This window comes from Acetobacter sp. DsW_063 (assembly GCF_002153745.1).
Taxonomy (GTDB): domain Bacteria; phylum Pseudomonadota; class Alphaproteobacteria; order Acetobacterales; family Acetobacteraceae; genus Acetobacter.
Genome location: NZ_JOPL01000017.1, coordinates 1 through 26915, shown reverse-complemented (window position 1 = coordinate 26915; position 26915 = coordinate 1). Strand labels below are relative to the sequence as shown.

23 protein-coding genes and 1 tRNA gene are annotated in these 26915 nt (G+C 59.1%); 14 read left to right on the top strand and 10 right to left on the bottom strand.

The genetic code is table 11. The annotated features are described in order from the left end of the window. The first annotated feature begins 131 nt into the window (after positions 1-131). Complete coding sequence (locus HK28_RS03985; RefSeq protein ID WP_086643327.1) at positions 132-833, top strand: NAD-dependent deacylase; 702 nt, start codon at positions 132-134, stop codon at positions 831-833. A gap of 25 nt (positions 834-858) precedes the next feature. Next, the gene (locus tag HK28_RS03980) at positions 859-1440 is read left to right on the top strand and encodes a uracil-DNA glycosylase family protein (protein ID WP_086643326.1); all 582 of its coding nucleotides are present in this window, start codon (positions 859-861) and stop codon (positions 1438-1440) included. Positions 1441-1453: 13 nt separating this feature from the next. On the opposite strand, the gene HK28_RS03975 is transcribed toward HK28_RS03980, so the two are convergent. The 5 genes from HK28_RS03975 to HK28_RS03955 all read right to left on the bottom strand — a co-directional run bounded on the left by HK28_RS03975 (position 1454) and on the right by HK28_RS03955 (position 7097). Further along, complete coding sequence (locus HK28_RS03975) at positions 1454-2161, bottom strand: MarC family protein (RefSeq protein WP_086643325.1); 708 nt, start codon at positions 2159-2161, stop codon at positions 1454-1456. A 254-nt stretch (positions 2162-2415) separates the two neighbouring features. Then, positions 2416-4842, bottom strand: coding sequence for a TonB-dependent receptor (locus HK28_RS03970; protein ID WP_086643324.1), 2427 nt, complete (start codon positions 4840-4842; stop codon positions 2416-2418). 365 nt (positions 4843-5207) lie between these two features. Continuing rightward, entirely contained in the window at positions 5208-5609 is a 402-nt protein-coding gene (locus HK28_RS03965; RefSeq protein WP_086643323.1) for a hypothetical protein, read from the bottom strand. Further along, positions 5602-6006 (bottom strand): rod-binding protein, encoded by a 405-nt coding sequence (locus tag HK28_RS03960; protein ID WP_086643322.1) that lies wholly within the window; start codon positions 6004-6006, stop codon positions 5602-5604. Before HK28_RS03960 ends, HK28_RS03965 begins: the two co-directional genes overlap by 8 nt. Beyond that, positions 6003-7097, bottom strand: a complete 1095-nt coding sequence (locus tag HK28_RS03955) for a flagellar basal body P-ring protein FlgI (protein ID WP_233140347.1) — start codon at positions 7095-7097, stop codon at positions 6003-6005. Before HK28_RS03955 ends, HK28_RS03960 begins: the two co-directional genes overlap by 4 nt. A 220-nt stretch (positions 7098-7317) precedes the next feature. On the opposite strand from HK28_RS03955, the gene HK28_RS03950 reads away from it, so the two are divergent. The 9 genes from HK28_RS03950 to HK28_RS14210 all read left to right on the top strand — a co-directional run bounded on the left by HK28_RS03950 (position 7318) and on the right by HK28_RS14210 (position 16418). After that, positions 7318-7806 (top strand): flagellar assembly protein FliX, encoded by a 489-nt coding sequence (locus HK28_RS03950; RefSeq protein WP_158093388.1) that lies wholly within the window; start codon positions 7318-7320, stop codon positions 7804-7806. A 116-nt stretch (positions 7807-7922) separates the two neighbouring features. Next, on the top strand, positions 7923-8336 hold the full coding sequence (gene dksA / locus HK28_RS03945) for an RNA polymerase-binding protein DksA (protein WP_086643319.1): 414 nt from the start codon (positions 7923-7925) through the stop codon (positions 8334-8336). An 83-nt stretch (positions 8337-8419) separates the two neighbouring features. Next, positions 8420-8494: transfer RNA gene (locus HK28_RS03940), tRNA-Thr, on the top strand. A 365-nt stretch (positions 8495-8859) separates the two neighbouring features. After that, complete coding sequence (locus HK28_RS03935) at positions 8860-10281, top strand: MATE family efflux transporter (protein ID WP_086643318.1); 1422 nt, start codon at positions 8860-8862, stop codon at positions 10279-10281. Between the two features lie 185 nt (positions 10282-10466). Then, a complete protein-coding gene (locus tag HK28_RS03930) occupies positions 10467-12791 on the top strand; it encodes an adenylate/guanylate cyclase domain-containing protein (RefSeq protein ID WP_086643317.1) in 2325 nt (774 codons plus the stop codon). Beyond that, a complete protein-coding gene (locus tag HK28_RS03925) occupies positions 12788-13735 on the top strand; it encodes an ABC transporter permease (RefSeq protein ID WP_086643316.1) in 948 nt (315 codons plus the stop codon). Before HK28_RS03930 ends, HK28_RS03925 begins: the two co-directional genes overlap by 4 nt. A 51-nt stretch (positions 13736-13786) precedes the next feature. Beyond that, a complete protein-coding gene (locus HK28_RS03920) occupies positions 13787-14485 on the top strand; it encodes a hypothetical protein (RefSeq protein WP_026398488.1) in 699 nt (232 codons plus the stop codon). Further along, complete coding sequence (locus HK28_RS03915) at positions 14485-15438, top strand: MlaD family protein (protein WP_086643315.1); 954 nt, start codon at positions 14485-14487, stop codon at positions 15436-15438. Before HK28_RS03920 ends, HK28_RS03915 begins: the two co-directional genes overlap by 1 nt. Continuing rightward, complete coding sequence (locus HK28_RS14210; protein ID WP_086643314.1) at positions 15435-16418, top strand: hypothetical protein; 984 nt, start codon at positions 15435-15437, stop codon at positions 16416-16418. Before HK28_RS03915 ends, HK28_RS14210 begins: the two co-directional genes overlap by 4 nt. A gap of 221 nt (positions 16419-16639) precedes the next feature. Here HK28_RS14210 and HK28_RS03905 read toward each other — a convergent pair whose 3' ends face one another. From HK28_RS03905 to HK28_RS03885, 5 genes are all read right to left on the bottom strand, one after another. Continuing rightward, the gene (locus HK28_RS03905) at positions 16640-18061 is read right to left on the bottom strand and encodes a TadE/TadG family type IV pilus assembly protein (protein WP_158093387.1); all 1422 of its coding nucleotides are present in this window, start codon (positions 18059-18061) and stop codon (positions 16640-16642) included. A 234-nt stretch (positions 18062-18295) separates the two neighbouring features. Further along, a complete protein-coding gene (locus HK28_RS03900; RefSeq protein ID WP_233140336.1) occupies positions 18296-19795 on the bottom strand; it encodes a SulP family inorganic anion transporter in 1500 nt (499 codons plus the stop codon). A gap of 193 nt (positions 19796-19988) precedes the next feature. Next, positions 19989-21608, bottom strand: coding sequence for a tetratricopeptide repeat protein (locus HK28_RS03895; RefSeq protein WP_086643312.1), 1620 nt, complete (start codon positions 21606-21608; stop codon positions 19989-19991). An 18-nt stretch (positions 21609-21626) separates the two neighbouring features. Next, positions 21627-22217 (bottom strand): CarD family transcriptional regulator, encoded by a 591-nt coding sequence (locus HK28_RS03890; RefSeq protein WP_026398483.1) that lies wholly within the window; start codon positions 22215-22217, stop codon positions 21627-21629. Between the two features lie 266 nt (positions 22218-22483). Then, positions 22484-23359 carry a bestrophin family protein gene (locus HK28_RS03885; RefSeq protein WP_086643311.1) on the bottom strand — a complete coding sequence of 292 codons (876 nt, stop codon included), beginning with the start codon at positions 23357-23359 and terminating at the stop codon, positions 22484-22486. 381 nt (positions 23360-23740) lie between these two features. On the opposite strand from HK28_RS03885, the gene fghA reads away from it, so the two are divergent. The 3 genes from fghA to HK28_RS03870 form a co-directional block, all read left to right on the top strand. After that, positions 23741-24589: an S-formylglutathione hydrolase gene (fghA, locus tag HK28_RS03880; RefSeq protein WP_086643310.1), complete on the top strand. Its 849-nt coding sequence runs from the start codon at positions 23741-23743 to the stop codon at positions 24587-24589. Positions 24590-24771: 182 nt separating this feature from the next. Next, on the top strand, positions 24772-26022 hold the full coding sequence (locus HK28_RS03875; protein ID WP_086643309.1) for an IS30 family transposase: 1251 nt from the start codon (positions 24772-24774) through the stop codon (positions 26020-26022). After that, positions 26019-26915, top strand: an 897-nt coding sequence (locus tag HK28_RS03870; RefSeq protein WP_143217309.1) for an ISNCY family transposase, incomplete at its 3' end; no start/stop codon positions are given. The genes HK28_RS03875 and HK28_RS03870, both read left to right, overlap by 4 nt.

Genomic DNA, 26915 nt, shown 5'->3' with positions numbered 1-26915 from the left:
GCACTGATAAAGTCTGGACGAAAGGCCTCCCTTTCGCAGGAAGTCATGAACGCAGGCGTGATGCGGCTGTTGGCGGCCGGCGCCCGTCGTGCGACGTTCGGGGCAAGAGACATCACTATGGACGCGCGCGCATGAAACGGATCGTGATACTGACGGGCGCAGGTATCAGCCGGGAATCGGGGCTTGAGACGTTTCGCGACGAAGGCGGGGTCTGGTCGCAGGTCAAGCTGGAGGACGTATGTTCTCCTGAAGGCTTCGTTCGCGATCCGGCCATGGTCGATGCGTTCTACAATAAACGGCGGCGGGAGTTGCTTGGCGTCTCGCCAAATGCCGCGCATCAGGCGTTGGCAGAGCTTGAGGCCGCATACCGTGAGGAGCCAGAGGACGCGTTCCTGCTCGTTACCCAGAACATCGACGACCTGCACGAACGCGGCGGATCACGCGCGCCTGTCCATATGCATGGCGAGCTTTTGCGCCTGCGTTGCATGAACTGTGGCGCAACGCCTGAGTGGACCGGTGACTGCGATCGCACGACACGTTGTCCGGCGTGTCGGGAGATGACGCTCCGACCCGATGTCGTCTGGTTTGGAGAAATGCCTCTTCATATGGAACGCATCCTTCGCGCCCTGCGCTGTTGCGACGTATTCGTGGCCATTGGCACATCGGCGACTGTCTACCCGGCGGCTGGCTTCGTGCAGGAGGCGTCCGGACATGCGCATAACATCGAGCTGAATCTCGTTCCGTCAGGCGCCGCCGCCATGTTCGACGAGGGGGATTATGGCGCGGCCACGAAAGTGGTCCCACGCTTTGTGAGGGACTTTCTGGCTGCATGAAGCGCATTCCCGTGGGCGTGGTCCGGTGAGCGAGGAGGCGCTGGATGCGCTCGTGCGGGAAATCCGCGCTTGCACGGTTTGCGCTGGCGAACTGCCTCTCGGTCCGCGTCCCGTGCTTCATGTATCGACGACCGCGCGTCTGCTGGTCGCCGGGCAGGCGCCCGGGACGAAGGTCCACGCGAGCGGACAGTCGTTCACAGACGCATCGGGCGACCGCCTCCGAGAGTGGCTTCAGATGGACCACGCGACGTTCTATGACGCACGACGCGTCGCGATCCTTCCGATGGGTTTCTGTTACCCCGGACGTCTGCCGCGTGGCGGTGACAGACCGCCAAGGCCGGAATGCGCGCCGCTTTGGCGCGACAGGGTTCTGGCCTTCATGCCCGATATCCGTCTGACGCTGCTGGTTGGCGCCTATGCCCAGAATCATGTTTTGGGGCCGGGGAACGTCACCGCACGGGTGCGGGATTTTCGTTCTTTCCTACCGCGTTATTTTCCGCTGCCGCATCCGTCCTGGCGGACCACGGGTTGGGAGCGCCGCTCTCCATGGTTTGGGGAGGACGTGCTGCCAGCGTTGCGCGAGGCGGTGAGGCAGGCGTTAATCTGAGTTGACCGCACCGTCACGCTGGAGGCGTGAGCACGTCCCGCGCGAACCCAATGACGCCGCCAGCTGCGATTTGCACGCCGATGCACAGGAGGATCAGAGCGGCGAGACGGCTGAGGATACGGGTTCCCGTTACACCGAGAATTTCAGTCAGGCGTTCGGCATAGGCGTAAGCGATCCACACAGTGATCGCCACGACCGCAGCAGCAAGGGAAATGCCAGTGCTATAGGATAGGAAATGTGATTCTGCGCCCCCCGAACTCAACGTGATCGCCACGGCGATACTGCCTGGGCCGACAGTAAACGGCATGGTTAGCGGGAAGAACGCAATGTCGCTCCACTGTGGGGAGCTTATGGGGCGGCCTGCTTCCAGAGCCTGCTTTTCACGGCGGGATTCCGTTGTTTCGGGACTTTGCAACATCGCCCACGCTCGAACTGCGACGACCATACCGCCCGAGACGCGCAGCGCATTGATGGTGACGCCAAAAAAACTCAACACGGCGCTACCTATCCATACCGAAGCTAGCAGCAGTACGAATGAGTAAAGAGCCACAGTCCGCGCAATTGTAGCGCGTTCTACGCGCGAGCGTTCTCCCGTCGCCTGCAGGAAGATAATCGACGCGCCGAGTGGGTTGACGATGGAGAACAGGGCAGGGAAGGCGAGCAGAAAGCTGTTCCGCACGATGAGCGCTGTTTCGACCGGATGAACAGGAACGTGGGGCATTACCGCCACGGGTGTTTCCACCAACCGACGGAGCGATGCGCTTCAATCTCGAAATCGGTCATACGGCCTGTAGTCACGCCCGCCCGCTACAAAAGATACTCTTTAGATTTGTAGCGAGCCGCCGGTTTCGCGCAAGCGCAATTCATGAATGCGCAACGGAGGATAACGGCGAAGTGCGCGGAGATATCACGGAGCGCCTTGCGCAAGAGTGATGCATGTTCTTCAGAGCGGCTGCTCCGAAGAACATGGGCAGGTCAATCGAAGTGCTTGCGAAGTGTGAAGAACACCATACGCGGCGCCCCAGCCTGAAGCGTCTGGAAAGTGCCCGAAGGATCGGAATTCTCGAAACCGTTGCTGCCGACGGTCGCAACATAGTGCTTGTCGAACAGGTTGGTGACGTTGACCTGTGCGTCGAGCCCACGGAGGAACCAGTTGGAGCTCTGGAAGCGGTAGCCGACGTTCAGGTTGAAGATCACGTTGCCCGGAACATACGCGTCGTTCGTGTAGGTGTAGTAACGACGGTCCTGAAACTGCATCAACACGTTGCCCCAGATCGCACCGTCATCGTAGCCGAGTTGCAGGTTGGCGAGGTTACGCGGCATCGCGACGACGTTCTTGCCCTTGATCCGAGCCGACATCACGCCATCAGAATAAACGTTGTTGTTATAGAAAGAGTTATTGAAGGCGTATGACCCGAACAGCGACCAGTTGCGCGCGAATATCCAGTTGAAAGCCATGTCCACGCCGCGCGCGGTGACTCCGCCGACGTTGGAGAGAACCGACGCGTTGCCCTGAATGCCCACGCCTTGCGTTACGGCCAGCAGGCGGTTCTGGAACTCGACGTAGTATCCAGTGATAGACGCCTGAATCACGCGGTTGTGGAAGCGATAACCCAGTTCTTCGGTGTTCGACATTTCCGGTTTCAGCTTTCCTTTGAGGACCTGAAACCCGGCGGTGGTTGTTGAGAATGGGCCCGACGTCTGGGCGCTGTCGTACGCCGCCATGTTGCGGGCGTAGTCGGCGAACAGTTCGTTGTTCTGATTGATACGATAATTGACGCCCACCTGCGGCAGGAAGCCGTTGGTGCTGTTTAGCGAACCCGAAGGATAGGCCGTGGCGAGAGGCGTTCCCTGATAGTTGCCGTTCATGGCTCGCGCGTTGTTATCGACGATAAGGGACTTGAAGCCGTAATTCACCTTCAGGTTGGGCGTGACGCGCCATGTGTCTCCAATGTGAACCTGATACGTCTTGGTGTTGAACGCGCTCTGCCATTGAGTTTCAAAGGAATTTCCTTTGTACCAGTGGATCGAATCAGGCGTTCCATTCTGACTCAGGGGATAGAATCGGCGAGCCTGCTCGAAATTGTTGTTTTCAAACCAGAAACCACCTTCGATCGTATGGTTGCCGATCTTGTATGTCAGGCTGCCGATAAAACCTGCGCGGTGAATATCGTATTCCGTTGTGCGCACTGAGAGAGGCGAACCGCCGAGCGCTGCAGGCGTGGCGTTGTAGGGAGTCACCCAGACGCCTTCGCCGGAGTTTGTGTGACCGTATCCTGTGATCGAGCCTTTGAGGCGGTCGGTAATGTCGAAGTCGAGCTTGCCATAACCCATCGCGTCCTGACGAAGTCCGGCCGCGTTGTAATAGGTGGTGTCCTGATTTTCGATTCCTGCAGGAAACGCCGTCCCGTTCTGGTAGGCAGATCCGATCTGCTTGGCGAGCGGATAGTTCCCGGTGATATTGTCCAGTCTATACCCGTAACGTCTGATCATCGAGAGCGACAGATCCTGGTAATCGTTCTCCGCGCGTTTGGACCAGTCGCCAAAAATGGTAAGTTTTACGTGCTCGCCAAAGGGTTGAACGTATTTTGCATTGGCCTGATCCTGAATCTGGACGCCGTCACCCTTCCATTTGTTCGCGCCCTGATGATCGTAGGACACATAGAACCGTCCACCACCCGGCAGTTCGCCGCTGTTGACGCGCGCAAATGTACGCCACGTCGCGGCCGAACCTACGGTACCGGATACGTCGACCCCAAATTTTTTAGTTGGATCGATCGACGTAAACTGCAACGCGCCGCCGAGGTCATTCGAGGCGGCGACGCCGATCGAACCGGCGCCCTGGGTCAGGGTGGCCGGCCCGTTGTTTTCGGTCTGGAGCGCGCGCCCTATGGAAAGGCCGTTGTCGTTGCCGTAGGCGAGGTTTCCCAGCGGTATTCCGTCCATCGTGAACCCGAGGCGACTCTGATCAAAGCCTCGGATGATGATCTGCTGCGACCATTCGTAAGATCCCAACGGATCTGATGACGTGAACATCACGCCAGGGAGTTTGGATAACGCCTTGAACGGACTGGTGCCGGGGACATATTGCTGTATCGCAGCGTGGCTGATGGTCTGCGTTTCCTTAGACGCGCCAGCACCGAGCACAACGATAGATTCGCTTCTGGCGGCCTCCGCGCGCGGCGCAGATGCTTTGGTTACGGGGCGCGCAGAGCGGACTGCGGGTGCTTCTGGGCGACCGTTGGGCTGGGTAGCCGCTGGCTGCTGATATGCACGGCTTCGGCTTGTCGAGTGCTTCGCCTTGCGTTGCGCCGTCGTCGAACTCTGACCATAAGACGCAGTCGTCGTAAGCAAAACAGCAGCCCCGGTGAGGCACGTTGTAAGCGCTAATGTGAATTTCATCGATGTCCGCAGCTCTTTCGCCCAGGGATGCCCCCTGCGGCGGCGGAAGATAGATTTGCGGAGGCAGCGAGTCCTGTGATCGTTTTATGACGCCGGTTGGAGCGACGGGGGATTTATGGATTACGTGCGTATGCAAGCGGACGGCGTTGCTTTTTTTGAGAATGGTCAGCACTCAGGAAGCTTCGAAGGCAGGTTGGTGATCGTGTCAATCGGGAAATAAACAAAATATTCGAATTTTATTTGCGTTTGTGAGTATGATATTGTTTATATTCTTGATATAATATATCATATTTGGATGTTTTCTGATAATTTTTAACGTAATTTCCTTAATATTTCAAAGTGAACTAATGGCAACTGCGAGAATGTCACGCATTGCTCGTAAATGCCCTCGCGGAGACCCGGCTGTTCGTCATATATGATCCACTCTGACCGTAATGGGCGGAGTGCGGGGTCGCTAACGCTGCGTCACTGAGCAAACGAACAACATAATTTTGAATTGTCATGGCCTGCTGGAGCAACTCCTTGTTGCGATCTAACGTGGCGTTGAGACGTGTCACCGCATCTGAAACGTCTACGGTGCAGCAGGCGTCGCCGGGTCCGTCCGCGCGCTCACAAGTCGGAGTTAATCTCGACAATCCTGCAAGCGCCGCTTCTTTCTTCGGCAGCAGTGCGGTCGCAGCTGGAATATCGCCTGCAGCGAGACGGGCATTCTCTTCCTCGACCACAGAAAGAACAGTTTCGATTGCCACAAGCACATCGTCAGTCATCTTTTTTTTCCTGCATCGCCAGAATCTGCCGGTAGATCGAGCGCGCCAGCCCGAGGCCGCCGCTTTTCTCCATTTCCTTGGCCATTTCAGTGATCAACATCGGTTTGAACGCGGCTTCTCCAGCGCCTCCGCCAAAAAGCTCTTTCGATTCATCCACAGTCGCGAACATTGGTTGAAGAAATTGCGCCGTCGTCATCGCCTCAAAGTCGGTCGCGGCTTTCCAGGCTTTCGCGTCGACGGGACCTTCTGCCGTGCCTGGAGAAAGTAGGGCTCCGACGGGGATGGTCTCATCTGCGTTCGCATTTGAGGGCGCTTTTATGGATTGGGGCGTAAAAGACGCGGTCCCGTTATTGTTCGTGCGTGTATCGCCGTAGGAACCGGGTGAAATAACGCTCATCGAACTTCCAGATCCGCTTGCAAAGCGCCGTCGGCCTTGATGGCTTGAAGGATGGAAATCATGTCGCGTGGCCCGACGCCGAGAGAATTGAGGCCAGTGACGAGGTCTCCCAAAGTGGGACCGTTACGTAAAACGCCCAACTTGGCGTTGTTTCCGTTGTTGACGTTTATATTTGTACGAGGAACTACGGCAGTTGTGCCGTTCGAAAGTGGTCCCGGCTGCGACACTATAGGCGTCTCCGTCACCTGGATTGTCAGGTTGCCCTGCGCGATTGCGACAGTGCTGATGCGGACATCGTTTCCGATGACGATTGTACCGCTGGCGTCATCGACGACGACTTTGGCGAGCGTATCCGGTTCGACCATCAGGTCTCCAATACGATACAGCGATTCCATGCGGTCTCTGGCGCTGAGGTCGAGTGCTATCGTACGCGGGTCTTCCACTGACGCCACCGCTCCGCGCAACGCCGTATTGATTACTTGCGCGACGCGTGTCGCGGTTGTGAAGTCCGGGTTTCTTAGTGACAGGTGAATGAGTTTTCTATTGGTGAGGTCAACGGGAACCTCTCGCTCGACAATGGCGCCGTTAGCGATATGTCCGTTGGTCGGGATATTATGCACGATTGACGCCGCCGCGCCCCTCGCAGCGAAAGCATTGGTCGCGAGGGAGCCCTGGGCGACCGCGTAGACCTCGCCATCGGCGGCCATCAACGGCGTCACCAGAAGCGTTCCTCCGGTAAGATCGCTGGCGTCGCCGGTTGCGGAAACGGTCACGTCGATCCGCCCGCCGCCATGTGAAAACGGCGGAAGGTCGGCGGTCACCATAACAGCCGCAACGTCATGTGTCTGAAGCTGAATTTCCTGATCACGGATATTCACGCCAAGGCGGTTGAGCATGCTGATCAGAGTTTCGCGGGTAAACAGCACGTTCGTCAGCTTGTCGCCGGTTCCATGGAGGCCGACGACAAGACCGTATCCTATAAGCTGGTTGCTTCGCACGCCTTCGTAATCAGCGATATCTTTGATTCGAACCTGTGCGGCTTGCGCGCTAACGCCGAAGAGGCAGACCCATCCGATCATCAACCCCGCCATTACGCGACGCCATGCAGGCGTCAGGTAAATCCGCGCTTTGCTCAAGGGAAGGAACATGCCGATTTTTGCCACTCGTCAACTTTTTCAGGGGACACTATGCCGACGAAGAGCAAATAATTCCTCAACGCTGCACGACGGGACGGATGATGCCGAAAAGAAACACATCAGCACTCCGCGATGGCCTTCGCAGATCATGGCCGTCGCCGGTCGGGTTGTTGTCATGACCACGCTTTACCCTATCGGACGAGCGCCGCTTTATGCAGGGAGGAAAACCGCCGCGAGGAAGCCTGGAAGCCCGGGGTTCACGCTCGATGGTCCCAAGGAAGATACGGCGGTCGTCTCCTCCGCGAATGTGGCGTCGTCGGGTTTACTCGCCCTCCAGGAACTGGAGGGGCAGGGGAGTGAACGAGTCCCTGCGGGCAGAACAAAAGCCGACATGAAATGGGGAAGCGACGCCACTGACGCGCTTCGTTCCCTGCAACTGGCCCTGCTGTGTGACGGCGACGCGTGTCTCGCGTTCAATTCCCTGAGTCGGATTCTTGAACGCGCGCCTCCCATCGCGGAGACAGGCTCGCATGATGTCATTGAAGAGATCCGAGTGCGCGTCGCTGTCGAAGCGGCGAAAACCAAGCGATGGGAGGCGCGGCGGCGCGCGCCCGGTGTTCACGAACCGATGAACGACGGGCCTTATTCTTTGCCGAGCAAGTGAACGTCCTTTCACCGCTGAAGACCTCCTGAGCAATTCGTGCTTGGCGGGGCGGAAAGGCGAGGGTATAAGCCGCGCATTATTGGGCTTTTTCCGGCCCATGAGCGGAGACGCCACTCATGATCACACTTCCTCCGGATTACACGCCGTCCGAAGCCGAAGAATTCATGAACCCCCTGCAGGTTGAATACTTCAGGCAAAGATTGCTGAAGTGGCGCGCCGACCTGCTCAAGGAGGCCGGAGGCACTTTGGCCAGCCTGTCCGAAGGCGGGATTCACGAAGCAGACGTAACAGACCGCGCCAGCGTTGAAACTGATCGGGCGCTTGAGCTTCGCACCCGTGACCGGGCGCGAAAGCTGATTGGTAAGATCAATCTGGCGCTGCAGCGCATCGACAATGGATCTTACGGCTATTGCGAGGAAACCGGCGAGCCGATCGGCCTGAAGCGCCTTGACGCACGTCCGATCGCGACTCTGTCGATCGAGGCGCAGGAGCGTCATGAGCGTATGGAAAAAATCCACCGCGACGACTGACCGGGGCAAAAAAAATCTGCCGAAACGGTGGTTTCGAGGGTTGCGGCGAAGAGCCACAGGCTGTAGCTACCCCTCACTCCGGCGCTGCTGTAGCTCAGTGGTAGAGCACTCCCTTGGTAAGGGAGAGGTCGACAGTTCAATCCTGTCCAGCAGCACCATGATTTCATTAGATATCTTAATCTTATCGGTATGAGTTTTCTGTGTCAGGTGACACACGGAACTCACAGTGAATGGCTGAGCCTGCGTGGTTTGTCGGCGGCCCTTCTAGGCAAAGCAACCGGAGACCCTGCAAAGACGAGTTCGATTGCCGGGGCCGCAGGCAAGCGTTGCCTATGTCGTCTTCCCATTCATCAATCACATCATGCACATGCAAGCCTTATGGACGATGTGTTACAGATACCTTATCCGGATCGGATATTCACAGGGGCGTGACGCCGCTCGCCTCGACGCTCCAGGACAGCGCCGCCGATGATCGGAATGGTCGCCCGCCAGGCGGCGGGAATGCGGCCATTGGCGGAAGATCATGACCGATATCGTTCCAACAGGTCTGGACGAACAACTCGCCCGGGACGTCACCGTCGACATCGCTTCGTCCAAGGGGCGTGATCGCACGCTGCCGTGGCGTTTCTTCCTGTTCATGGCGCCCGTGCTTTTTGACACCGTCCTGCAATCGCTTTCGGGGACAATCGGCAATATCTATGTCGGCCGCCTGCTGGGACCGCATGATCTGGCCGCGGCCAGTGCATTCTATCCGATGTTTCTCGTGTTTATCTCTTGCTCCGTGGGACTGGGGACCGGTGCGAGCATTCTGGTCGGTCAGAACTGGGGAGCGGGAGATCAGGGCGAGGCGCGTACCGTCGCGTCGGCTGCGCTGGGCGTCGCTTTTGCGCTTGGACTCGCGATCTGCGCCTTTGGTCAGGTCTCCATCCGGCCCTTGTTGGTCCTTTTCGGTACGCCCGCGGACGTTCTGGATCATGCGGTCCGATATGCCGCGGCGATCTTGATGGGTGCACCGGGGCTCATTCTGCTCGTGGTGACGGCGATTATCCTTCGGGGCGCCGGCGACAGCGTGCGTCCGCTGGTGATGATGATCGTCCAGATTCTGACATCGCTTCTGCTGACACCCATCCTGATCGAGGGGAGGTTCGGAGCGCCTGTGCTTGGCGTCGCCGGCTCAGCGGCGGCGGCGGTTATCGGCTGGGTGATGGCCCTGATCGTTGTTGGGATTTGGCTCAGATTGTCCCGTCACGCGTTGGCGCCTGATCTTGAAATGGCCCGGCAAATTTTTGCTCCGTGGCGGGTGCTTCGTCCAATACTCCAGCTTGGCCTTCCCACGATGGTCGAGATCATGACCATGGGAGTTGCGGAGATTGCTCTGGTCGGGAGGATCAACAGCTTCGGCTCAGATATGACTGCGGCTTACGGGCTATTCGTCCAGACGCTCACCTATATCGAATATCCCGGCATGGCGGTGGGCATCACTGTTTCCGTTCTTTCCGCTCACGCCATTGGGGCGCGTGACGAGAAGGAGGCGCGCGCGGTGTTGCGCCTCGGCTTTTGCGTGGCGCTGGCGCTGGCTGGGGGGCTTGCTGCATTCGTGACATTAGATCCGGCGCTGATCGCGTCGTTGTTCACCGCCGATGCGCATGTAATCGCTCTTGCGTCGCGTGCGTTTCGTGTCGTGATGTGGAGCGCGACGCCGCTCGCGCTGGCCGGCGTGCTCGGGTCCGCCATGCGCGCCAGCGGCGACGCGGTTGGGCCGATGTCTCTTCTGCTTGGCGCGATCATCTGCGTTGAATTGCCCGCCGGATATATAGCGGCCCACCTCTATGGCGCGTCGGGCGTGTGGTTTGGTTATCCGGCCAGTTTTTCCGCCATGTTCGTCTTTACGGCGCTTTACTGGGCTATCCGCTGGCGTCATCGGTCTCTAACGCCTATTACGTAACGCACTGTTTCCAAGGTTCGATCGAACCATTGGGGATAGTTCGTCGTTGTCTCCCCTGTGAGTTGCAGGGCTGCCGGGTTCACCATCGCGTGACGCATGGCCTTGTTATGAATAGATTACCGCCGAATGACGTCCATTGCGCCCCCCGTCGGGATCAGGCGCCCCAGTGAGAGGAAGCCGGACTCTTGGCCTCGCACGAGATTGTCGATCCGACTGAACAGACCGGCCGGACAACCCGACAACGCCTCGTTCAAATTGGCGTACCCCTCCTCAGCGTTGCGCTGATCCTTGCCACTATCGGCGGGATCGGCCTGCATACCTATCGTTCGACCCGAGCCGGGGTTTTGGGCCTGACGCATGATCTGCTCGATTCAGTGCAGCGATATGTCGTGCAGGACGTGACGGGGTATCTGTCTGCGGCGACGACAGGCGCTTCCTTCGCGCAGGATTTTATTGGCCACGCTCGGTCGGCGTCGAAAGATATCGCATTCTACGCTTACGGCGGCTCGATGCTTCGGTTGGTGCCGCAGTTGCAGTCCTTCTACCTAGGGGACGAGAAGGGGGGCTTCATTCTGATCGAGCGGGATCCGCACGGAAAGGGGATGGAGTACACACAATTACGCCCGGGAGCCGATGGTGCGGACGGCGTGTTCCATCATGATTTTTATGATGAGCACGGCAAGCTGCTTCGCTCAGAAGAAAACCCCGCCGATCACTACGATCCACGTGACCGCGGTTGGTTCAAGAGCGCTATTGGCAAGGACGAGATTTCGTGGTCGTCGCCGACATTGTACGAGACGACGAAGCAACTGGTCATCACCAGTTCAATCGGACTCACGGGAACTGACGGCAGCAAGTATGCGTTCGCGATCAATACGTCGCTGAATTTGTTAAGCCAGTTTATCGATAGTCTCAAGATCGGCAAAAGCGGCAAGGCGATCATCCTTGACCGAACTGGGCATATCATCGCCGGGCATGACTTTTCCAATATTGTCGCCCGCGCTCACGGCGATCCGTCCCAGATGGTGCTCGATCCCAAGACGCAATCCACGTTTCTGCAGGTGTATGATCGTTTCCGGGTGCGAGGCGTTGGATCTCATGCATTCAAGTCCGGCGGCAAAAACTATATAGGAATCGCTGAAAATCTGCCGACGACCGATGGCTGGGTTTTGCTGATGGTCGCGCCGGAAAGCGACTTCGCTGCATTTGCGCGGACTAGCGGACGTGAGAGCATCCAGTTCTCGGCTATCATTGTCGCACTTGCCGCGATTCTCGCGGGACTTCTGGCGCATCAGAGCAGAAAGACCGATCGCGCCAATCGGGAGTTGAAGCGGCAGAAAATGCAGACGGCCTCCGAAGCGGATGCACTGCAACGTTTGGCTGATACTCCGGACCTTTTTGACGGGGCCAGCGAACCTCTGTCGTTGACCGAGGCGTTAGCGAGAACCAGTCATGCTCGCCGGGTTGCGATCTGGCGTCTGCTTCACGATGGAACGGCGTTGATATGCGACGACAGTTACGACAGTTCTCTTGACGCTCATTCCGGTGGTTTTGAACTTTCCCGTAATGAGTTGGAAGAATTTTTCAAACTTCTGGATGCGGGTGAGACGGTGAACGTTGCGGTGGCCAGCAAGGATCAGAGGACCGCTGGTTTCTCCCGCCTGATGATGCGCGAAGCAGGAACGACGTCTCTGATCGTGCATCCGATCCGGGGAGCAAGCCACGGATCCTCCGGCGTGATCGGTATGATGACGCTCGAGGACGCTGTGTTCGCGCCGCATCTGGTTTATTTTGTCGACATCGTTGCGGCGCTTGCCGCCGTCAGGTTCGGGGCCGCGGCCGAAACGACTACCGTGACGAGTGAGTCCGAACTTCTCGCGCCCGCTCCTGCTGGATTGTCGACACCCAGGTTCGATGAAGCGCTTGTGCGTCCGCCTGTGGTAGCTGGCCAGACGACGCCGGGCGCCTTTCCCAGCGTCGCTGTGATGGTGATCACCTTCAGCGATCCGGTGATGGAGAGCGGGGAGGGGCCAGAGGCGCTTCTCAAACTGATCGACCAGATCGCCACGGAAGTTCAGAATATCGCGCGGACGCACGAGCTTTTCTCGGTCAAGGTGGCCGGTCACAGGTTGATCTGCATCGCAGGGTGCACTGCGGAGCCTGACCCCAGTGCGATCAGACGTTTGGCTGAGGCGGCGCTGGCGCTGCGTGAGCGCTGCATGATGCTGCTTTCGGCGGCGAATATTGAGCCGATTTTCAGCATCGGGATGGATTTTGGTCCGGCTCTGGGCGGCGAGTTGGGGCAGGAGCCGAAAACGTTCAATCTCTGGGGAGAGACTGTCACTCTGGCTGAGTTGATGGCGCAGGGCGCCCCGGACGTCGGCACGATTGAGGTGACCGAACGGGTCTATCAGGCCTTGCGCGATCGTTACCTGTTCCGCAGCCGTGGTTCGTTCTATGCGCCAGGTTCGGGAATTGGGCGCGTCTACGTGCTCGCCACGCGGCGATGAGCGATGATCAGCCAGACACGCCGCCAACCGACGGCGGGAGCCAGCGCGACGGGGAGGCGTTTGCCGGGACGGCTGGCGGCGCCGCACGTCCTGACGAGGAGTGCGTCGCGCATTACGCTCGCGACGACAGCCAACCGAACGAGAACACCCTTTCCGGCAAGATACGGGTGTTTCTGGCTTTCATCGGCAGCGTAACCCGTCATCGAGTGTGGTTTCTTCTGATCATGCTGGGGACGATCTGGGGCGTCCTGCACGAAAGCGTTCGTCCCAACACCTGGCGTCGGACCGTCCGTTACGAATTTCGTACGACGCTTGGTGAGGTCGCTGGAGGCGGTCTTGTGGCGACGCTCGTCACTGGCACGCTGACCGGGTTAGGGGGCGTGTCGCAGGCTATCTACTGGCTTGGGTTCGCCGGGATGTCGAAGATGACGGGCTCGCTGCTGGTGACCGTTATCGTCCGTGAAATCGCGCCCATTCTGGTGGGCGTGCTTATGCTCGGACGCAGCGGAATGCTGGCGCTTACCGAGTTGGGGATGCTTACGACCGGCGGACAGGTCAAGTCGATGCAGGCTGAAGGCGTCGATCCTTTCTTATTGCTGGTGCTGCCGCGCACTCTGGCCTTCACCGTGTCGGGCTTTACGCTTGGCATACTGTTCTCCGTAGCGTCGCTTGCTACCGGTTATGTCGTCAGTCGCGCCTCGGGGGCGATTTCCAACTCCATCTGGTCGTTTTTTTACGACGTCGTCACGGCCATGACGCCAGCCGATTACATCCTCATCCCGCTGAAGTTCATCGTCGTTGGATTTCTGGTGGGGCTCGGTTGTTGCGTCAGCGGTCTGACGGCGAGCAGCGAAGACACGGTGTCGACAATGTTGCCGCGGGGCTTTTCGAGAGGAATGCTGATCGTCATGGCCGTAAGCGTCCTGTTCAGCCTGAAATTGTGAGGGAGACCGGCTGTGTCGCAAGAAGAGTCGCCTCAATTGGCTGGGCACGCCATGAAACGGACGGTTGGCGCCGTGCTGGAGTTGTCTGGGGCGACCTTGTTGCAGGAAGGCGCGGCTTTGCCGCCGTTGCCGCTGACCATGAGGCTGATGCCGGGCGAGTGCATGGTCATTGAAACGCGCGATATGGGACGAGCCACCATGTTCGCTGATTTGTGTGCAGGAATGCTCGATCTTCGGGCCGGAACTGTGCGTTTTCTTGGTCTGGACTGGAGCGCGTTGGGTGACCGCCGTGCGAACGCCCTGCGTGGACGAATCGGGCGCATTACGCGTCGTCCAAACTGGAGCGGCTTGTTTGGCGCGCATATGCAGATGATGCTCAAGGAACTTCACCACACGAACCGTTCCATAGAGGACCTTACGGCAGAGGCCGTGCGGCTTGGGGAACGTTTCGGACTTCCGGGCATTCCAGTAGATGCGCCGGGAAGATTGTCCGACGCAGATCTGGCTCGCATGACCTGCGTCAGGGGGTTTCTTGGAAAACCAAGGTTGTTGCTGCTTGAAGATCCCCTTGAAACCACTGCGGTCGATCTGTCGACGCCATTCCTTGAATCGTTGACCGAGGCGCGTGACCGCGGCGCGTCGGTTATCTGGTTCGGCCGAACTTCATCGACGTGGCGTGAGTATCGTCGCGCGGTGACCTCCCAGTGGCGGCTTGCGGACGACGGATTGCTAACGGTACGGATACGCTGATGTTCCAGATCAGATTACGGCAGAACAGAAGCCGCCCTCTCATCCGTCTTCGTTATGCCGACGAATGGGTCGGGCTGCTCGTATTGATCAGCACCCTGCTGTTTGCGGGCGCAGTCGTCGAGGCGGGCGTGCTCAGTGACTGGCTTAGCCCGCCAGCCAGCCTGCGCGTCATTCTGCCGAATTCAGGCGTGGGCGGGCTTACGGTCGGCGGCGATGTGCAGATTCTCGGCGCGCACGCGGGAACGATCCGGGCCATCCGGTTGAATCCGTCGGGGGCGATGTATGCGATCGTGGATCTCGATCCTCAGGTCGAGCCCTTCATCCGCCGCGATAGCCAGGCTGTCATTCGAAAGCAGTTCGTGGTGGCCGGCGCCAGTTATCTGGATCTGACGCGCGGTTCGGGCGAGCCCATGAACTGGAATTACGCGGTCATCAACGCGACAACAGAGCCTAGCCCCACTGATATGATCACCCAGACCCTGAAAGACATTCAGGCGCAGGTCATGCCAGCCATCGCCAATGCTCGGCATATGACGGGCGAACTCGACGCCATCGTCACCGATATCCATGCGGGCAAGGGGAACGTCGGAGAACTCCTTACGAATGACCAGCTGATCCGGCAGGCTGAATCCACCATCGTGTCCTTGAACGACGTCATCAACCGGTTGCGCCCGGAAGAAGAGCAAGTGAAGGCCATTCTTGCGAAATCCGACGCTTCGATGGCGAATGTTCAGTCGGCGACCAACGATCTTAAAAACGCTACGCCGCGTTTGCCTTCGATCGCCAAGAACGCCGACGAAAGTCTTGCCGATTTCCCTGCCTTGATGACCCAGGCTCAGATGTCGCTCTATAATCTTCAGAAGCTGACTGAACAGTTGCGCGGTCTGTGGCTTCTGGGTGGCCACACGACTTCCACGGAACACCGTCTGCCCGCTCGCACGGTGTCCCCATGAGGACGATTCACCCCCGCTCGCGGTTTGTCGGCGTCCCGATTGTGGCGGCTCTGTTTTTGACGTCGTCTCTATTGGGATGCGGCGGCGCACAGCCGGACGACACGGTGAAGCAGCAGAATGACGAATACGTTCAGGCTATGGATTCCGGCCAGAACGCCCTCGCTATCGAGCGTTATTCGGTGGCGGAGCAACAGTATCGGATGGCCACGCGGCTGGCCGTGCGCCATGACGATGCGGCTGCGATCGCAGATGCGTCTTTCAATCTGGCTGTCACGCAGCTTGCGGCAGGTGAGCCTGAGAACGCCCTTGCTACTGTGCGCGAAGCACGCGAGGCGTTGTCTTTGCGCGCTTCATCTGACGCCGTGACGCCGGGGCGGGGGACCAGAGGAAAAGCAGGCGTTACCCGCCCGGACACAGGAGGTCTGAACCTTGTGAGCGCTGCGGCGCTTTACCGGCTGAGGCGATATGATGAGGCTGCGCGCAGCGCGGCGCAGGCTCGTACGAGTTCTATTCATGACGTGGCGCTTCGCGCTGCTTTTCTCGGCGGCCTGATTGCTTCGGATCGAGGCGATATCAGGACGCTCGCCGCCAGTATTCAGACGCTTGCGAGCGCACCCCGCCCGCATACGGCGGTTCTAAAAGGGGATCTCGCGGAACTTCGCGCCCGCGCGTCGCTTTCCTCGTCGCCATCAGAAGCCATGTCTCTGGCTGCTGAGTCCGTTGCATCGCGCCAGAGTACTGGCGAGTATCGCGCTATGGCGCGCGCTTTGGTGGTCGAAGCCCATGCCGCTCGCGCGGCAGGTCATAACGATGTGGCGGCGTCTCTGCTGGCGCGCGCGGCTCAAAGCGTGGCGGCGCGCTCGGATGGCGCCCAGGCGCCAGACGGTCTCGCGTTGCAACTTTCGCAAGAAGCGGCGATACCTTTTGCGCTTGAGCCGTTCGACGCGAAGAAGATGACAGATGACATTACCCCCCCTTAAAATCGGCAATTGGATTTTGACTTCGTCTGGGACGAGGGTAAGCGGTGCGATAAGGCGGCTGTGTTTGGTCGCGCTGGTCGCAGTGGCTCTTCTCCCCGCGGCATGTTCTGACGAGCAGGAACACACGACGCTACATCCTAAACATCATCACGGGCAGCGTGCGCCGACCTGGTATAAACCGCCTCCGATCTGACGCTTCATGATCGGGGCGGCCGCCATCTCTACTTCGACAGATGCAGGCCGACCGCAGCCGCAATTGCCACGAAGCTTGAACTTATCGCGCTCTGGATCGCGGGACCGTCCGACGCCTCGAAATATTGGTCGGAAGAGGACGCGCAAGCCTGCATTGTCGGGCCGAGATTCGCACTGATCGGCGCAACCAGCGTTGAGTATTGTGAATCTGTTGGAATCGGATAGTAATGCGCCCATATAGAAAAAATATTGATTCCGGAATTTTTCAAAGCGTCGCATTGGCTGGAGTAAGCGACGTCCAGCGACCGCCCATAATCGACATAAGGGCCGGGGAGGTCCTCAGCCCCGTCTGACAAAAAGACCAGAAATGTTCGCATCTTCGTCGGAGATGAGCCGTCGCCGACATTCGTGATTGATGACAAAGCTGAACTGAGAGCTTTCTGGGTGTACGTGTAGCCATAGTTGTACGTCGCCCATGGCAATACCGTCTCGATGTCGATGTTCTCGGCGGCGGTCAGCGCTGATGAAAGGTTCGTCGTCGGAGCAAGCGCCTGCGTAAAATTTGTGCCGAATGTATCTATGGCGACGGTAAAATGTGTGGTGTCGTTTCCGGTGTACTCATCCAACTGAGTGATAAAGTCTTCGACAGCCTGACTAACATAATCGATTTTCAGGGAAATTCCGGCGGCTTTTGCAATTGCACGCTTATCGCATACGCTCGCGCCGTTGGATGAACCCCCATGATGGCGATTGCCGCTTCCAGAAGACGCTACGCAGTCGGTGGTGACGGATGAGTAGGAATTGGGGTCATGACAGGCGAATGCGCATTGTATCTGCCTGTTCGATTGCAATGCGGCGATCGCGGTTGAGGTGCCGCCGATCCCCATCGAGTTCGAGACATCGATAAGAAATACGACCTGATAGTAGGAACTGCCTAAAGCGACCGTAGCAGTTGACGTCACCGTCACCGGCGTCGAGCTGATTCCGAAGATCGACCCGAACAACAATGACTGGTTGTAAGTCAGGGTTACTGTCACCGTTACGACATTCGCGGCGCTCACGGTTGTTGAGATGCTTAGGTCCGGAGAGGATGTCAGGCCTGAAGTCAAATAATTGCCGCTGACAAAGGATTGTGCCGCAGAGGAGGCGGCCGCCTGTGCGTCGGATGTCCTACCCGAGGAAGATTCCGCAGCTGCTACGGAAAGGTTTCCGCTCTTCGCCGCGGCAAGAGCCGCAGCGTCGCAGACCGATTGCAGCGATGTCTGTGCGCCATGCACGCGCGAAATATCGATCGCGGCGCCCATTGCAGTTATTACAGGCAATGCGCAGAACGCGGTGAGTACGACGACATTCCCGCCGCGCGCTCGCGCCAGGCTGAGCAGCATCTCACGCGCGTATTTCCAGAGACGGTGCAACCCGTCAGGCAGTTGACGATTTCGGCGTTTGGACATGAACCCTGACTTCATTGCCGCAATTCGGGCTGGCCGATCAGTAGCTGCAGAACCGACGGATATCGGGTCGACAGAGAGCGGTCAGAAAGGGTTCACGAATATTGGATCAGCACAGTGTGCCTGCGTCCGTGTGCCGCGAAACCTTCGGAACCAGCCGTAAGCTCCGAAGGTAAAAAAAGGGTGACGGAAGAGACGACACGCAATGCTCCCCTAACAAGGGGAGAGCGGTCAAAGTCAGGCTATAGTGGCGTCAACATCCCCGTGGCGCCGCAGCAGCGCTTCGCTGGCTTCGTTTAAGCCAAGCAACGTCACGCTGTGCCCCCGTGCGCGCAGTTTCTCCACGATGGCCTCCACCGATCCCACAGATGTAATGTCCCAAAGATGGGCGCTCCGAAGGTCGATAACGACATCTCGTGGTGAAGCGGGGGCGACGCCGGATGTTTCGGTAGAATCGCCGTAATCGATCGATTCCTCGAGAAGCTCCGCTGATGCGAAGAAAATTTCGCCGCGCACGACGTATTTTCGCGCGCCGGAGGTAGCGTCCAGCATCTTTTCCACGCGAAGCATTGAAGAGACGTTCGAAGCGAAGAATACGCCGCTCAGCAGAACGCCAACGGCCACGCCGGCCGCAAGGTCGCTGGTGGCGACCACCACCGCAACCGTGCTGAGCATCACTGTGCTCGCCAGTCTCGGGTGCGCGACCAGTTCACGCAGCGACGCCCATGAGAACGTGCTGATCGACACCATGACCATGATGGCGACGAGTGCCGCGACCGGTATGCGGGCAATGAACGGACGAAGCGCGACGATCAGTACGAGTAGAAAAACCCCGGCCATCAATGTTGAGAGGCGTCCCCGTCCGCCGTAACGAACATTGCCTACGGTTTGACCGATCATCCCGCATCCGCCGATTCCGCCGAACGCGCCGGCTGCAAAATTGGCCAGCCCAAGCCCGACGCTCTCACGGCGCTTGTCCGACGTCGTTCCCGTCATATCGTCGACGACCCGTGCGGTCATCAGGCTTTCGAGCAGCCCGACCATCGCCATAGCGAACGCGTATGGGGCCACGATGCCCAGCGTCTTGAAAGTCAGGGGAAGGTGAGGGAAGCCCGGCGTCGGCAGGCCGTCCGGAAGGCGGCCAAGGTCCGCCACAGTCTCCACCGGCATCGGATACATCGTGACAATCGCTGTGAGAACCACGATGCAGATGAGCGGGGAAGGTATGGCCGTGAAAACCTTCGGCACGAGATAGATAATCGCGAGGCCCAGCGCGATCAGCGCGTATGTCTGCCACGACACGCTGATCATATGCGGCGTTTGAGCGTAAAAGATCAGGATAGCCAAAGCGTTCACGAAGCCCGTACGAACTGAACGCGCCACGAAGCGCATCAGAACATGGACCCGCAGCAAGCCGAACACTACCTGGATCGCGCCGCACAACAACGTCGCCGCGAACAGGTATTGTACTCCGTGCGTGTGCACTAACCCGGCTGCGACCAGTGCGACTGACCCTGCGGCGGCGGAGATCATGGCGGGGCGTCCACCGGCGAATGCGATGACCACGCTGATGACGAAGGAGGCGTACAGGCCAACCGAAGGGTCGACGCCTGCGGCCGATGCAAAAGCGATTACTTCCGGGATCAGCGCGAACGTAGCAACCATTCCCGCCAGACATTCGCGTACAGGAGACACAGTGGGACCGCGCCAGCCGCTCATGAGCGACGCCAGAGCCATGACAAAATTCCTTTAGAACCTCGTTCGCCAGGACACGCCTAAACGAACAAAAAAATGCAAAAAACAACGAAAAGAACCTGTATCGGAACTCACAGATACGCCTGTAACGATAGAGCGGTTGACGCTACCTGTCGTTTCATGTCGCGCGCCGCGAAGGCGATTTGCGAAGCCGATGTCAGGCTTCCAGACCCGTTTACGTAGACCGGCGCTCAGCAACCATCTTCCGCAACGCAACGACCACCCGTTCGACGACAGGAGCCCAGTCACCCAGACGATCTTGTCTTATGATCGTCAAATCTGGATACCAGACACTGTCCTCCCGCCCAGACAACCATCGCCAACAATTGTCGAAGCGGTCCATCAGCAACACGCGACGTCCCAACGCGCCTGCCAGATGAACGACGGAGGTGTCCACGGACACCAGTACGTCGAGCCCCATCATCAGCGCCGCCGTATCGTCCATGTCATGCAGTTCGTCAGTCGGATCATACAGTCGCATGCCTTCCGGCGGATCGAACGCTTCCTTGGCGTAAGGGCCTTTCTGCAGGCTGATGAGATTGACGTCCTCAACCGCAGCCAACGGGGCCATTGCCGCCAGTGAAGCCGATCGTTTTCGGTCCACCATATGTGCGGGAGTATGATGTGGGCGTGGCGACCCGCCCCATACCAGACCCACATTCAGCTTGCCGTTACGTGGGAGCAGACGGCTTTTCTCCGCCACCTTGGCCGGATCGGCGCGCAGATACGGGACCGGATCGCCCATGGCGTCAGGCGTTCCCACCAGCGCGCGCGGCAGGCTTATGAACGGGCAGTGCCAGTCAAATGGGGGAACGTCGCCCCCGACCTGCACTATTGCGACTCCTTCCACACGCCGACACACATGCTCCAGAGAATCAGGCACCCACAAATGCGTGATCGCGCCACGACGGGCGAGGGCAGGGATGAAGCGCAGATACATCAGCGTATCGCCCAACCCTTCCTCCTGCGTGATCAGGATGCGCTTTCCTCGGATATCCACGTCTGGTCCGATTGGCGGGAGAAGCTTTTCTCGTGGGAGGCTGGTATGATTCGGCAGCTTGAGGCGCCACTCGTGCTCGGACCATCCCTGAGCGAAACGCCCGGCCTTGAGCAACGCTACAGAATGGTTGAGCCGTATCTGTGCGTCAGTCGGTTTTTCGGCGATAGCCGACCGATACAAATCCAGCGCTTCTTCTGGCCTGTTGAGGGCGGAGAGCAGGCACGCGAGATTGGAGAGTGCGCTGGCGTTATTTGGCGTCAGTTTGAGCACGGACTGGAACATCCCCAGCGCCGTTTCGGTCTCTCCGCGCTCTGCACGGGCTATCGCCATCAGGTTGAGCGTCAGCGGATTATATGGCCGGAGGCTAAGGCCTTGTTCGAGAATGCCGATGGCTTCGTCAAAACGCCCCATCTGACACAGCACGTCTCCCAGTGCGTCATGGATACGCGCATCTTCGGGCGTCAAGGCCAGAATCGCGCGCACGGCGCGCTCTGCATCCGGCCGCATGTCGAAGCGTGCGAAAAGCTCTACAACGTCATGGGCAGGATGCTTGGCGCCCACATTGGCTAAGGCTGCATTGACAAGCAGCGGCGCGGCCAGATCGAATTGTCGACTTCCGGCGTATGCGAACCCGAGCAGCAGATCGACGCGGTGCTCGCCCTGCCCTGAATAGGGCATGAGCGCGTCACGTGTCGCTTCGAAGCGGCCTTCCTGAACTTCGGCGTAGGCCCGACGCACGATGGCGTTGACGCTTGGCCCCGAGTGCTCGAGAGAGGGCGGAGGAGACCGCGTCATGACGCGCCGATTGCTCCGTCAGGCCGCCTTCATGACCGCCGTCAAAGACTGCAGCACGTCGGCTGGCTCCTTCTTCTCCAGCACGGCGACTTCAGCCACGAAACGCTCCTGCGCGGCCTCGAAAAGCTTGCGTTCGCTGAAGCTGCCGTCGAGGCTGTCGACATTGCGGCGGAGATCACGGAGAACCTCTGCGATCTGCACGAGATCGCCCGAGTTGATCTTCTCCTGATATGCGACCGCGCGGCGCGCCCACATGCCTTTGCTGACGTGCGGCTTGCCCTTGATGATCGCCATCGCCTTGTCGACAATCTCGCGCGACACGATTTTCCGCAGACCGGCTTTCCGGGCCTTCGTCAAGGGGATGCGGAGCGTCATCTGGTTGCCTGGGAAGGAAATCTGGATCACCTCCAGCTGCGTTCCCGCGATCTCATCCACGCCGATGCGATCGACGCGCCCTACGCCATGCGCTGCATAGACAATCGAATCACCCTCTTTGAAAGGGTCTTCGTCCTTCACTTTGGTTTTCGCTTGAGCGGCTGTGGTGGCGGCTGCCGTACGCGCCATGGCGTCCGTAACCCCGCCTTTGGGGGGAGATCTGAAAGTGTTCATGGGACTTGTCCCTAGCACAAAAACAGGCTCATGTCTCGGGCAGCCTGCCGGCCGGAGACTGAACCGCCGCCGCCTCTGCGCGCCAGAGGTTCCGTGGTGCGGCCGGCAGCAGCCGGGAAACCCTTTCCTTCGACCCTATTGAGCGCCGTGACGGACGACGGTTTCCTGTCCGCCTTTTGCTGACAGGAAACCTTGGTGGAGGCCTTCGTCCTGGAACTCCGAAGCGCCTGCAGGGTGGTGCGATTGCCGGGTAGCGCTTCACGCTGTCAGCGCAGCACCCCGCCTGCAGGGGCAAGTGGTGGTTTCGGGGTCTCCCTTATGGACTGCAACAGATCGATTTCGATTGTCCGGGCCATGGCTTCCATCGGAAGGGCATGAACGGAATCGATGAAAGGGTCCTCAAGATCTGCTCCGATCTTGTCCAGCACGACGAACAACAGGCCCACAAGCGAGGAGCCGAGAGGCGTGATCCAGCCCAGCGTCTGCACCGTCGACAGGGGCAGCACGATGCAGAACACGTTCGCCAGTACTTTTGGAACCGCCGAAAACTGGACGGGCAGGGGTGTGTTGCGTATTCGCTCCAGCCCTCCCTGTGCATTGGCGAGGTCAGATAAAATGCGATCAATCTGGCCGTGCAGAGCTCCGTCGATGCCCAGCTTTGTGGACTCCTCGGTCACGCCGAGGCCGATCTGGAAGAGAATGCCGTTGGGTTGATTGCGCCACCCCTTGATCCGTGCCGCCATGTCCTGAGGCAGTAGGCGGTTCACGTCCTCGGACGCGTCGACACTACCCAATGCTTGCCGCAAGGCGTGTGGGTAGGCTGCCATCGCCAGGACCAGGTCCGGACGACCGCCAAGAATAGTGCCCACCTGGCGTCCGAGCGAACGGCTATTGTTGGTGATGGACCCCCATAACGCTCGTCCCTCCCACCATCTTGCATAGGCGCTGTTGTTGCGAACGCCCATGAACAGGGCGATCGCCGATCCGATCAGAGAGATCGGGAGAGCCGGCTGCTCCATCCACTCTTGATGAAAAACTTGAAACAGGATGACTACAAGAAAGTCCCATGCGCCGAGTACTAGCAGCGTCCACATGCTTTCGCGTAGCAGCACGCTTAAACCGATACGTTTGTTGACGATCATTCCGCTGTCCGTCCTCCTGTGGGCGATGGCGTCAGCGCCCTAACGTATTCAAGTGGCATCTGGTCGTGCGCTCGCTGACAGAATTTCACGAAATTCGGCCGGCGCACACCCTCGTCTTTCGGCGTTGGCGGATGAGTTCAAGCTTCCAGCCTGCCGCCCGGTCAACGCGTTCGCACAGGCTGGCGTCCTTCGCAATGCTGCCTTCCGCGTCTTTGACCTCGGGCCATAGTTTGTCATTCATGGGTCACGTAAACATCGCTTCCTGACGCACGCGCTCGCGCTTGGAGGCTGGGTGTCGTTCGCGGCGCTCGGATAATTGAGCATACCATCGACCGATTTCCCGCGTATTATGTCGAACTGATCAGAGAGGGAGATCTGACCATGGCGCTCACTACCCACTCCGAGCATATCTGCGCAGGCGGGCGTGTCGGATTTTACAGCCATCAGTCGGACCAGTTGGGGCTGGTAGCGCGCTTCGGCGCCTTTATTCCGTCTCGGGCGCAAAGCGGTCAGCGCGTTCCTGCGCTCTACGTGTTGGCGGGGCTGACGTGCAATCATGAAACATTCCTTACTAAGTCAGGAATAATCCGATTTGCTGCGGAACGCGGTTTCGCGGTGATCGCTCCCGACACGTCGCCTCGGGGCGCTGGCGTTGCAGGAGAGGGGGACAGTTGGGACCTCGGGCTGGCAGCAAGTTTTTACCTCGACGCAACGCAGACGCCGTGGCGGGCGCATTACCGCATGGGGAGTTATCTGAGCCGTGAACTGCCGGAGCTTACATCCACCGTCATGCCCATAGACGGCGAGCGGCTAGGCTTGATGGGGCACTCTATGGGAGGACATGGCGCGCTTGTGCATGGGCTTCGGGCCCCCAAATTGTGGAAGTCGGTTTCTGCCTTCGCGCCGATCGTTCATCCTGCCGTCGTTCCTTGGGGAGAAAAAGCGCTCACGGCTTATCTTGGCCCCAACCGCTCAGACTGGGCCGATCACGATGCGACGTTGCTCATTGCTTCGGGTCATCGCCACCCACATACGATCCTGATCGATCAGGGTATGGCCGATCAGTTTCTCGACACTCAATTACGTCCACAAGAGATCGAGAAAGCCGCCCAGTTGGCGGGTCAGCCAATGCGTGTGCGTCTTCACGAGGGCTATGACCACTCGTACTGGTTCATACAGTCTTTCATCGAAGACCATGTGACGCATCACGCTACGATCCTGACCGCATAACTCGGTGGTCGGAAAATTTGATCCGGTCGATGGGAGTGTGTTGGCCGGATCCGTCGCCGAGTATGTCATTTAGTTGGCATAATATATATTATGCAACATGTTTGTGTACGCGGGGTGGATTCTAATCTGAAGTGCAACACGCGAGGTTCTATCGTGGTTGCGCCTTCTGATGGAGCCGCTCAATGCCACGTGGATATCTCCATATCAGCCTCCCCGAACGACGCCTGATCGCAACCCTCAGGGAGGCCCGGGTCAGCCTGCGCGAGATCGCCCGCAGGACGGGCCGCCACTACTCGACGATCTGTCGCGAGCTGTGCCGCAATGCCCATCGCAGCGACGAGATTGATCTGATTGGCTATTATCTCGTGACTGCGCAGGGTCGTGCGGATCAGCGTCGTCGGCTGCAGGCGCGTCTGTCGCGCGATCCCGATCTGGCGCACGTCGTGCGTGACGGTCTGAACCGGCTGTGGTCGCCTGAGCAGATCAGCGGAAGACTGCGCCGGGACGGCGTGTTCCTGTCGCACGAGACGATCTATCGCTGGATTTACAGCCATCCGATGCGTGACGAAGCTCTTTGGAGCCGGTTGCGTCGATATCACCGGCGCAGCCGCGGGCCGCGTATTCCCTTTGAGCGCAGCATCGCCTCGCGTCCTGAAAATGTAAGCGCACGCGCGATCCCCGGGCACCGGGAAGCGGATCTGATGATCTTCAATGCCGAGATCAATCAGCAACGCAATCTGATGACCCTGGTGGAGCGTACGACGCGCTTTGTCCGAATTTCGCGCCATGAAAGCCGGATCTCGGCTGGAATTACAGGATCTTTGCTGCACACAATGGCTGCGCTGCCTCAGGCGCTCAGGCAATCCCTCACCTTCGATCGTGGCTCGGAATTCCTTCACTATAAGCCGTTGGTCGCGCGTGGCGGCATGGATGTGTGGTTCTGCGATCCCCGCTCACCGTGGCAAAAGGGATCTGTCGAAAACATGAATGGCAGGCTGCGCAAGCTCCTGCCCTCCCGGACAGATCTCGCATCTCTCACGCACAGAGACCTCGCCGGGATCGAGTGTCTGATGAACGCCACGCCAAGAAAATGCCTCGGATACCTCACGCCGGCCGAGGCGATGGATCGGCTCATCAAAGGCTGCAGCCCTGGGGGCGCGCTTCAGCCTGAACCTGCACGCCGGATTAAAATGTCCCACTTTGGCCGAATAGAAATGTCCTCCCTGCCGTTTTTGGCGTTAGCGTATCGTCGCCACGGTTGTGCGGTTCGGGAGGCCGGACATGGGACTGGTGTCGATGGACGATCGAGACCTGCGCCGGGTTGGTGTGCTGTCCGAGGTGCTGTGCGGGAGCCGCACGACCGCGTCGGCGGCGGACCACCTTCTGGGTTTGACGACGCGCCAGACGCGTCGCCTGCTGGAGCGCCTTCGTGATCGCGGCGCCGGCGGGCTTGCGCATGGCGGACGCGGACACCGCAGGCCCGAGAGTCTTTGCGCCCAGGCTGGCGCTGCTGCGCGTGCATTATCCCTCCTACGGGCCGACGCTTGCGTCCGAGACGCTGCGTGGCTGGATGCACGCGGACGGGCTGTGGCTGACGCGTTCGAGCTTTCACCAGAGCCGGATCCGTCGGGAGCGTCTGGGCGAGCTGGTGCAGATCGACGGGTCGGAGCATCGCCGGTTTGGTCCTGACCGTCCCTTCTGCACGCTGCTGGTGTTTATCGACGACGCCACAAGCCGCCTGATGACGCTGCTGTTTGTGCCCAGCGAGAGCACGGACAGCTATTTCGAGGCGCTGGAACTCTATCTGGAGGCCCGCGACCGTCCAATCGACTTTTATTCAGATAAAAACTCGGTCTTTCGCGTGGCCAAAGCGGATGCGACGGGCAGTCAGGGCCTGACGCAGTTTGGCCGGGCTCTGGCGGAGCTGAACGTCGAGATGCTGTGCGCCAACAGTTCGCAGGCCAAAGGCCGCGTGGAACGGGCCAACCGGACGTTGCAGGACCGGCTGGTCAAGGAGCTGGCGCTCGAGGGGCTGACGACGATGGATCAGGCCAACGCCTTCCTGCCGGGGTTTGTTGAGCGCTTCAACGCGAAGTTCTCTGTTCCGCCCGCCCGTCCCGAGAACCTGCATCGGGAGCTTAATCTGTCGCGCACGGCTCTGCGTGACATCCTGTGCCGCCGCGAGATGCGCTATGTCGGGCGTCAGCTCAGCCTGTCGTGGAAACGCCGGATGCTGATCCTGGAGCGCAACGCGCTCAGTGAAGGACTTGTCGGGAAACATGCCGCCTTTAGTCCGCCCGATCAGGCGCCAGAGATCCCTTTTTTA

Coding starts and splice junctions, on each gene's coding strand:
- HK28_RS03985 (WP_086643327.1), top strand. CDS start 132: ATGAAACGGATCGTGATACTGACGGGCGCAGGTATCAGCCGGGAATCG.
- HK28_RS03975 (WP_086643325.1), bottom strand. CDS start 2,161: ATGCCCCACGTTCCTGTTCATCCGGTCGAAACAGCGCTCATCGTGCGG.
- HK28_RS03970 (WP_086643324.1), bottom strand. CDS start 4,842: ATGAAATTCACATTAGCGCTTACAACGTGCCTCACCGGGGCTGCTGTT.
- HK28_RS03965 (WP_086643323.1), bottom strand. CDS start 5,609: ATGACTGACGATGTGCTTGTGGCAATCGAAACTGTTCTTTCTGTGGTC.
- HK28_RS03960 (WP_086643322.1), bottom strand. CDS start 6,006: ATGAGCGTTATTTCACCCGGTTCCTACGGCGATACACGCACGAACAAT.
- HK28_RS03955 (WP_233140347.1), bottom strand. CDS start 7,097: ATGGCGGGGTTGATGATCGGATGGGTCTGCCTCTTCGGCGTTAGCGCG.
- HK28_RS03950 (WP_158093388.1), top strand. CDS start 7,318: ATGACCACGCTTTACCCTATCGGACGAGCGCCGCTTTATGCAGGGAGG.
- dksA (WP_086643319.1), top strand. CDS start 7,923: ATGATCACACTTCCTCCGGATTACACGCCGTCCGAAGCCGAAGAATTC.
- HK28_RS03935 (WP_086643318.1), top strand. CDS start 8,860: ATGACCGATATCGTTCCAACAGGTCTGGACGAACAACTCGCCCGGGAC.
- HK28_RS03925 (WP_086643316.1), top strand. CDS start 12,788: ATGAGCGATGATCAGCCAGACACGCCGCCAACCGACGGCGGGAGCCAG.
- HK28_RS03920 (WP_026398488.1), top strand. CDS start 13,787: ATGAAACGGACGGTTGGCGCCGTGCTGGAGTTGTCTGGGGCGACCTTG.
- HK28_RS03915 (WP_086643315.1), top strand. CDS start 14,485: ATGTTCCAGATCAGATTACGGCAGAACAGAAGCCGCCCTCTCATCCGT.
- HK28_RS14210 (WP_086643314.1), top strand. CDS start 15,435: ATGAGGACGATTCACCCCCGCTCGCGGTTTGTCGGCGTCCCGATTGTG.
- HK28_RS03905 (WP_158093387.1), bottom strand. CDS start 18,061: ATGTCCAAACGCCGAAATCGTCAACTGCCTGACGGGTTGCACCGTCTC.
- HK28_RS03900 (WP_233140336.1), bottom strand. CDS start 19,795: ATGGCTCTGGCGTCGCTCATGAGCGGCTGGCGCGGTCCCACTGTGTCT.
- HK28_RS03895 (WP_086643312.1), bottom strand. CDS start 21,608: ATGACGCGGTCTCCTCCGCCCTCTCTCGAGCACTCGGGGCCAAGCGTC.
- HK28_RS03890 (WP_026398483.1), bottom strand. CDS start 22,217: ATGAACACTTTCAGATCTCCCCCCAAAGGCGGGGTTACGGACGCCATG.
- HK28_RS03885 (WP_086643311.1), bottom strand. CDS start 23,359: ATGATCGTCAACAAACGTATCGGTTTAAGCGTGCTGCTACGCGAAAGC.
- fghA (WP_086643310.1), top strand. CDS start 23,741: ATGGCGCTCACTACCCACTCCGAGCATATCTGCGCAGGCGGGCGTGTC.
- HK28_RS03875 (WP_086643309.1), top strand. CDS start 24,772: ATGCCACGTGGATATCTCCATATCAGCCTCCCCGAACGACGCCTGATC.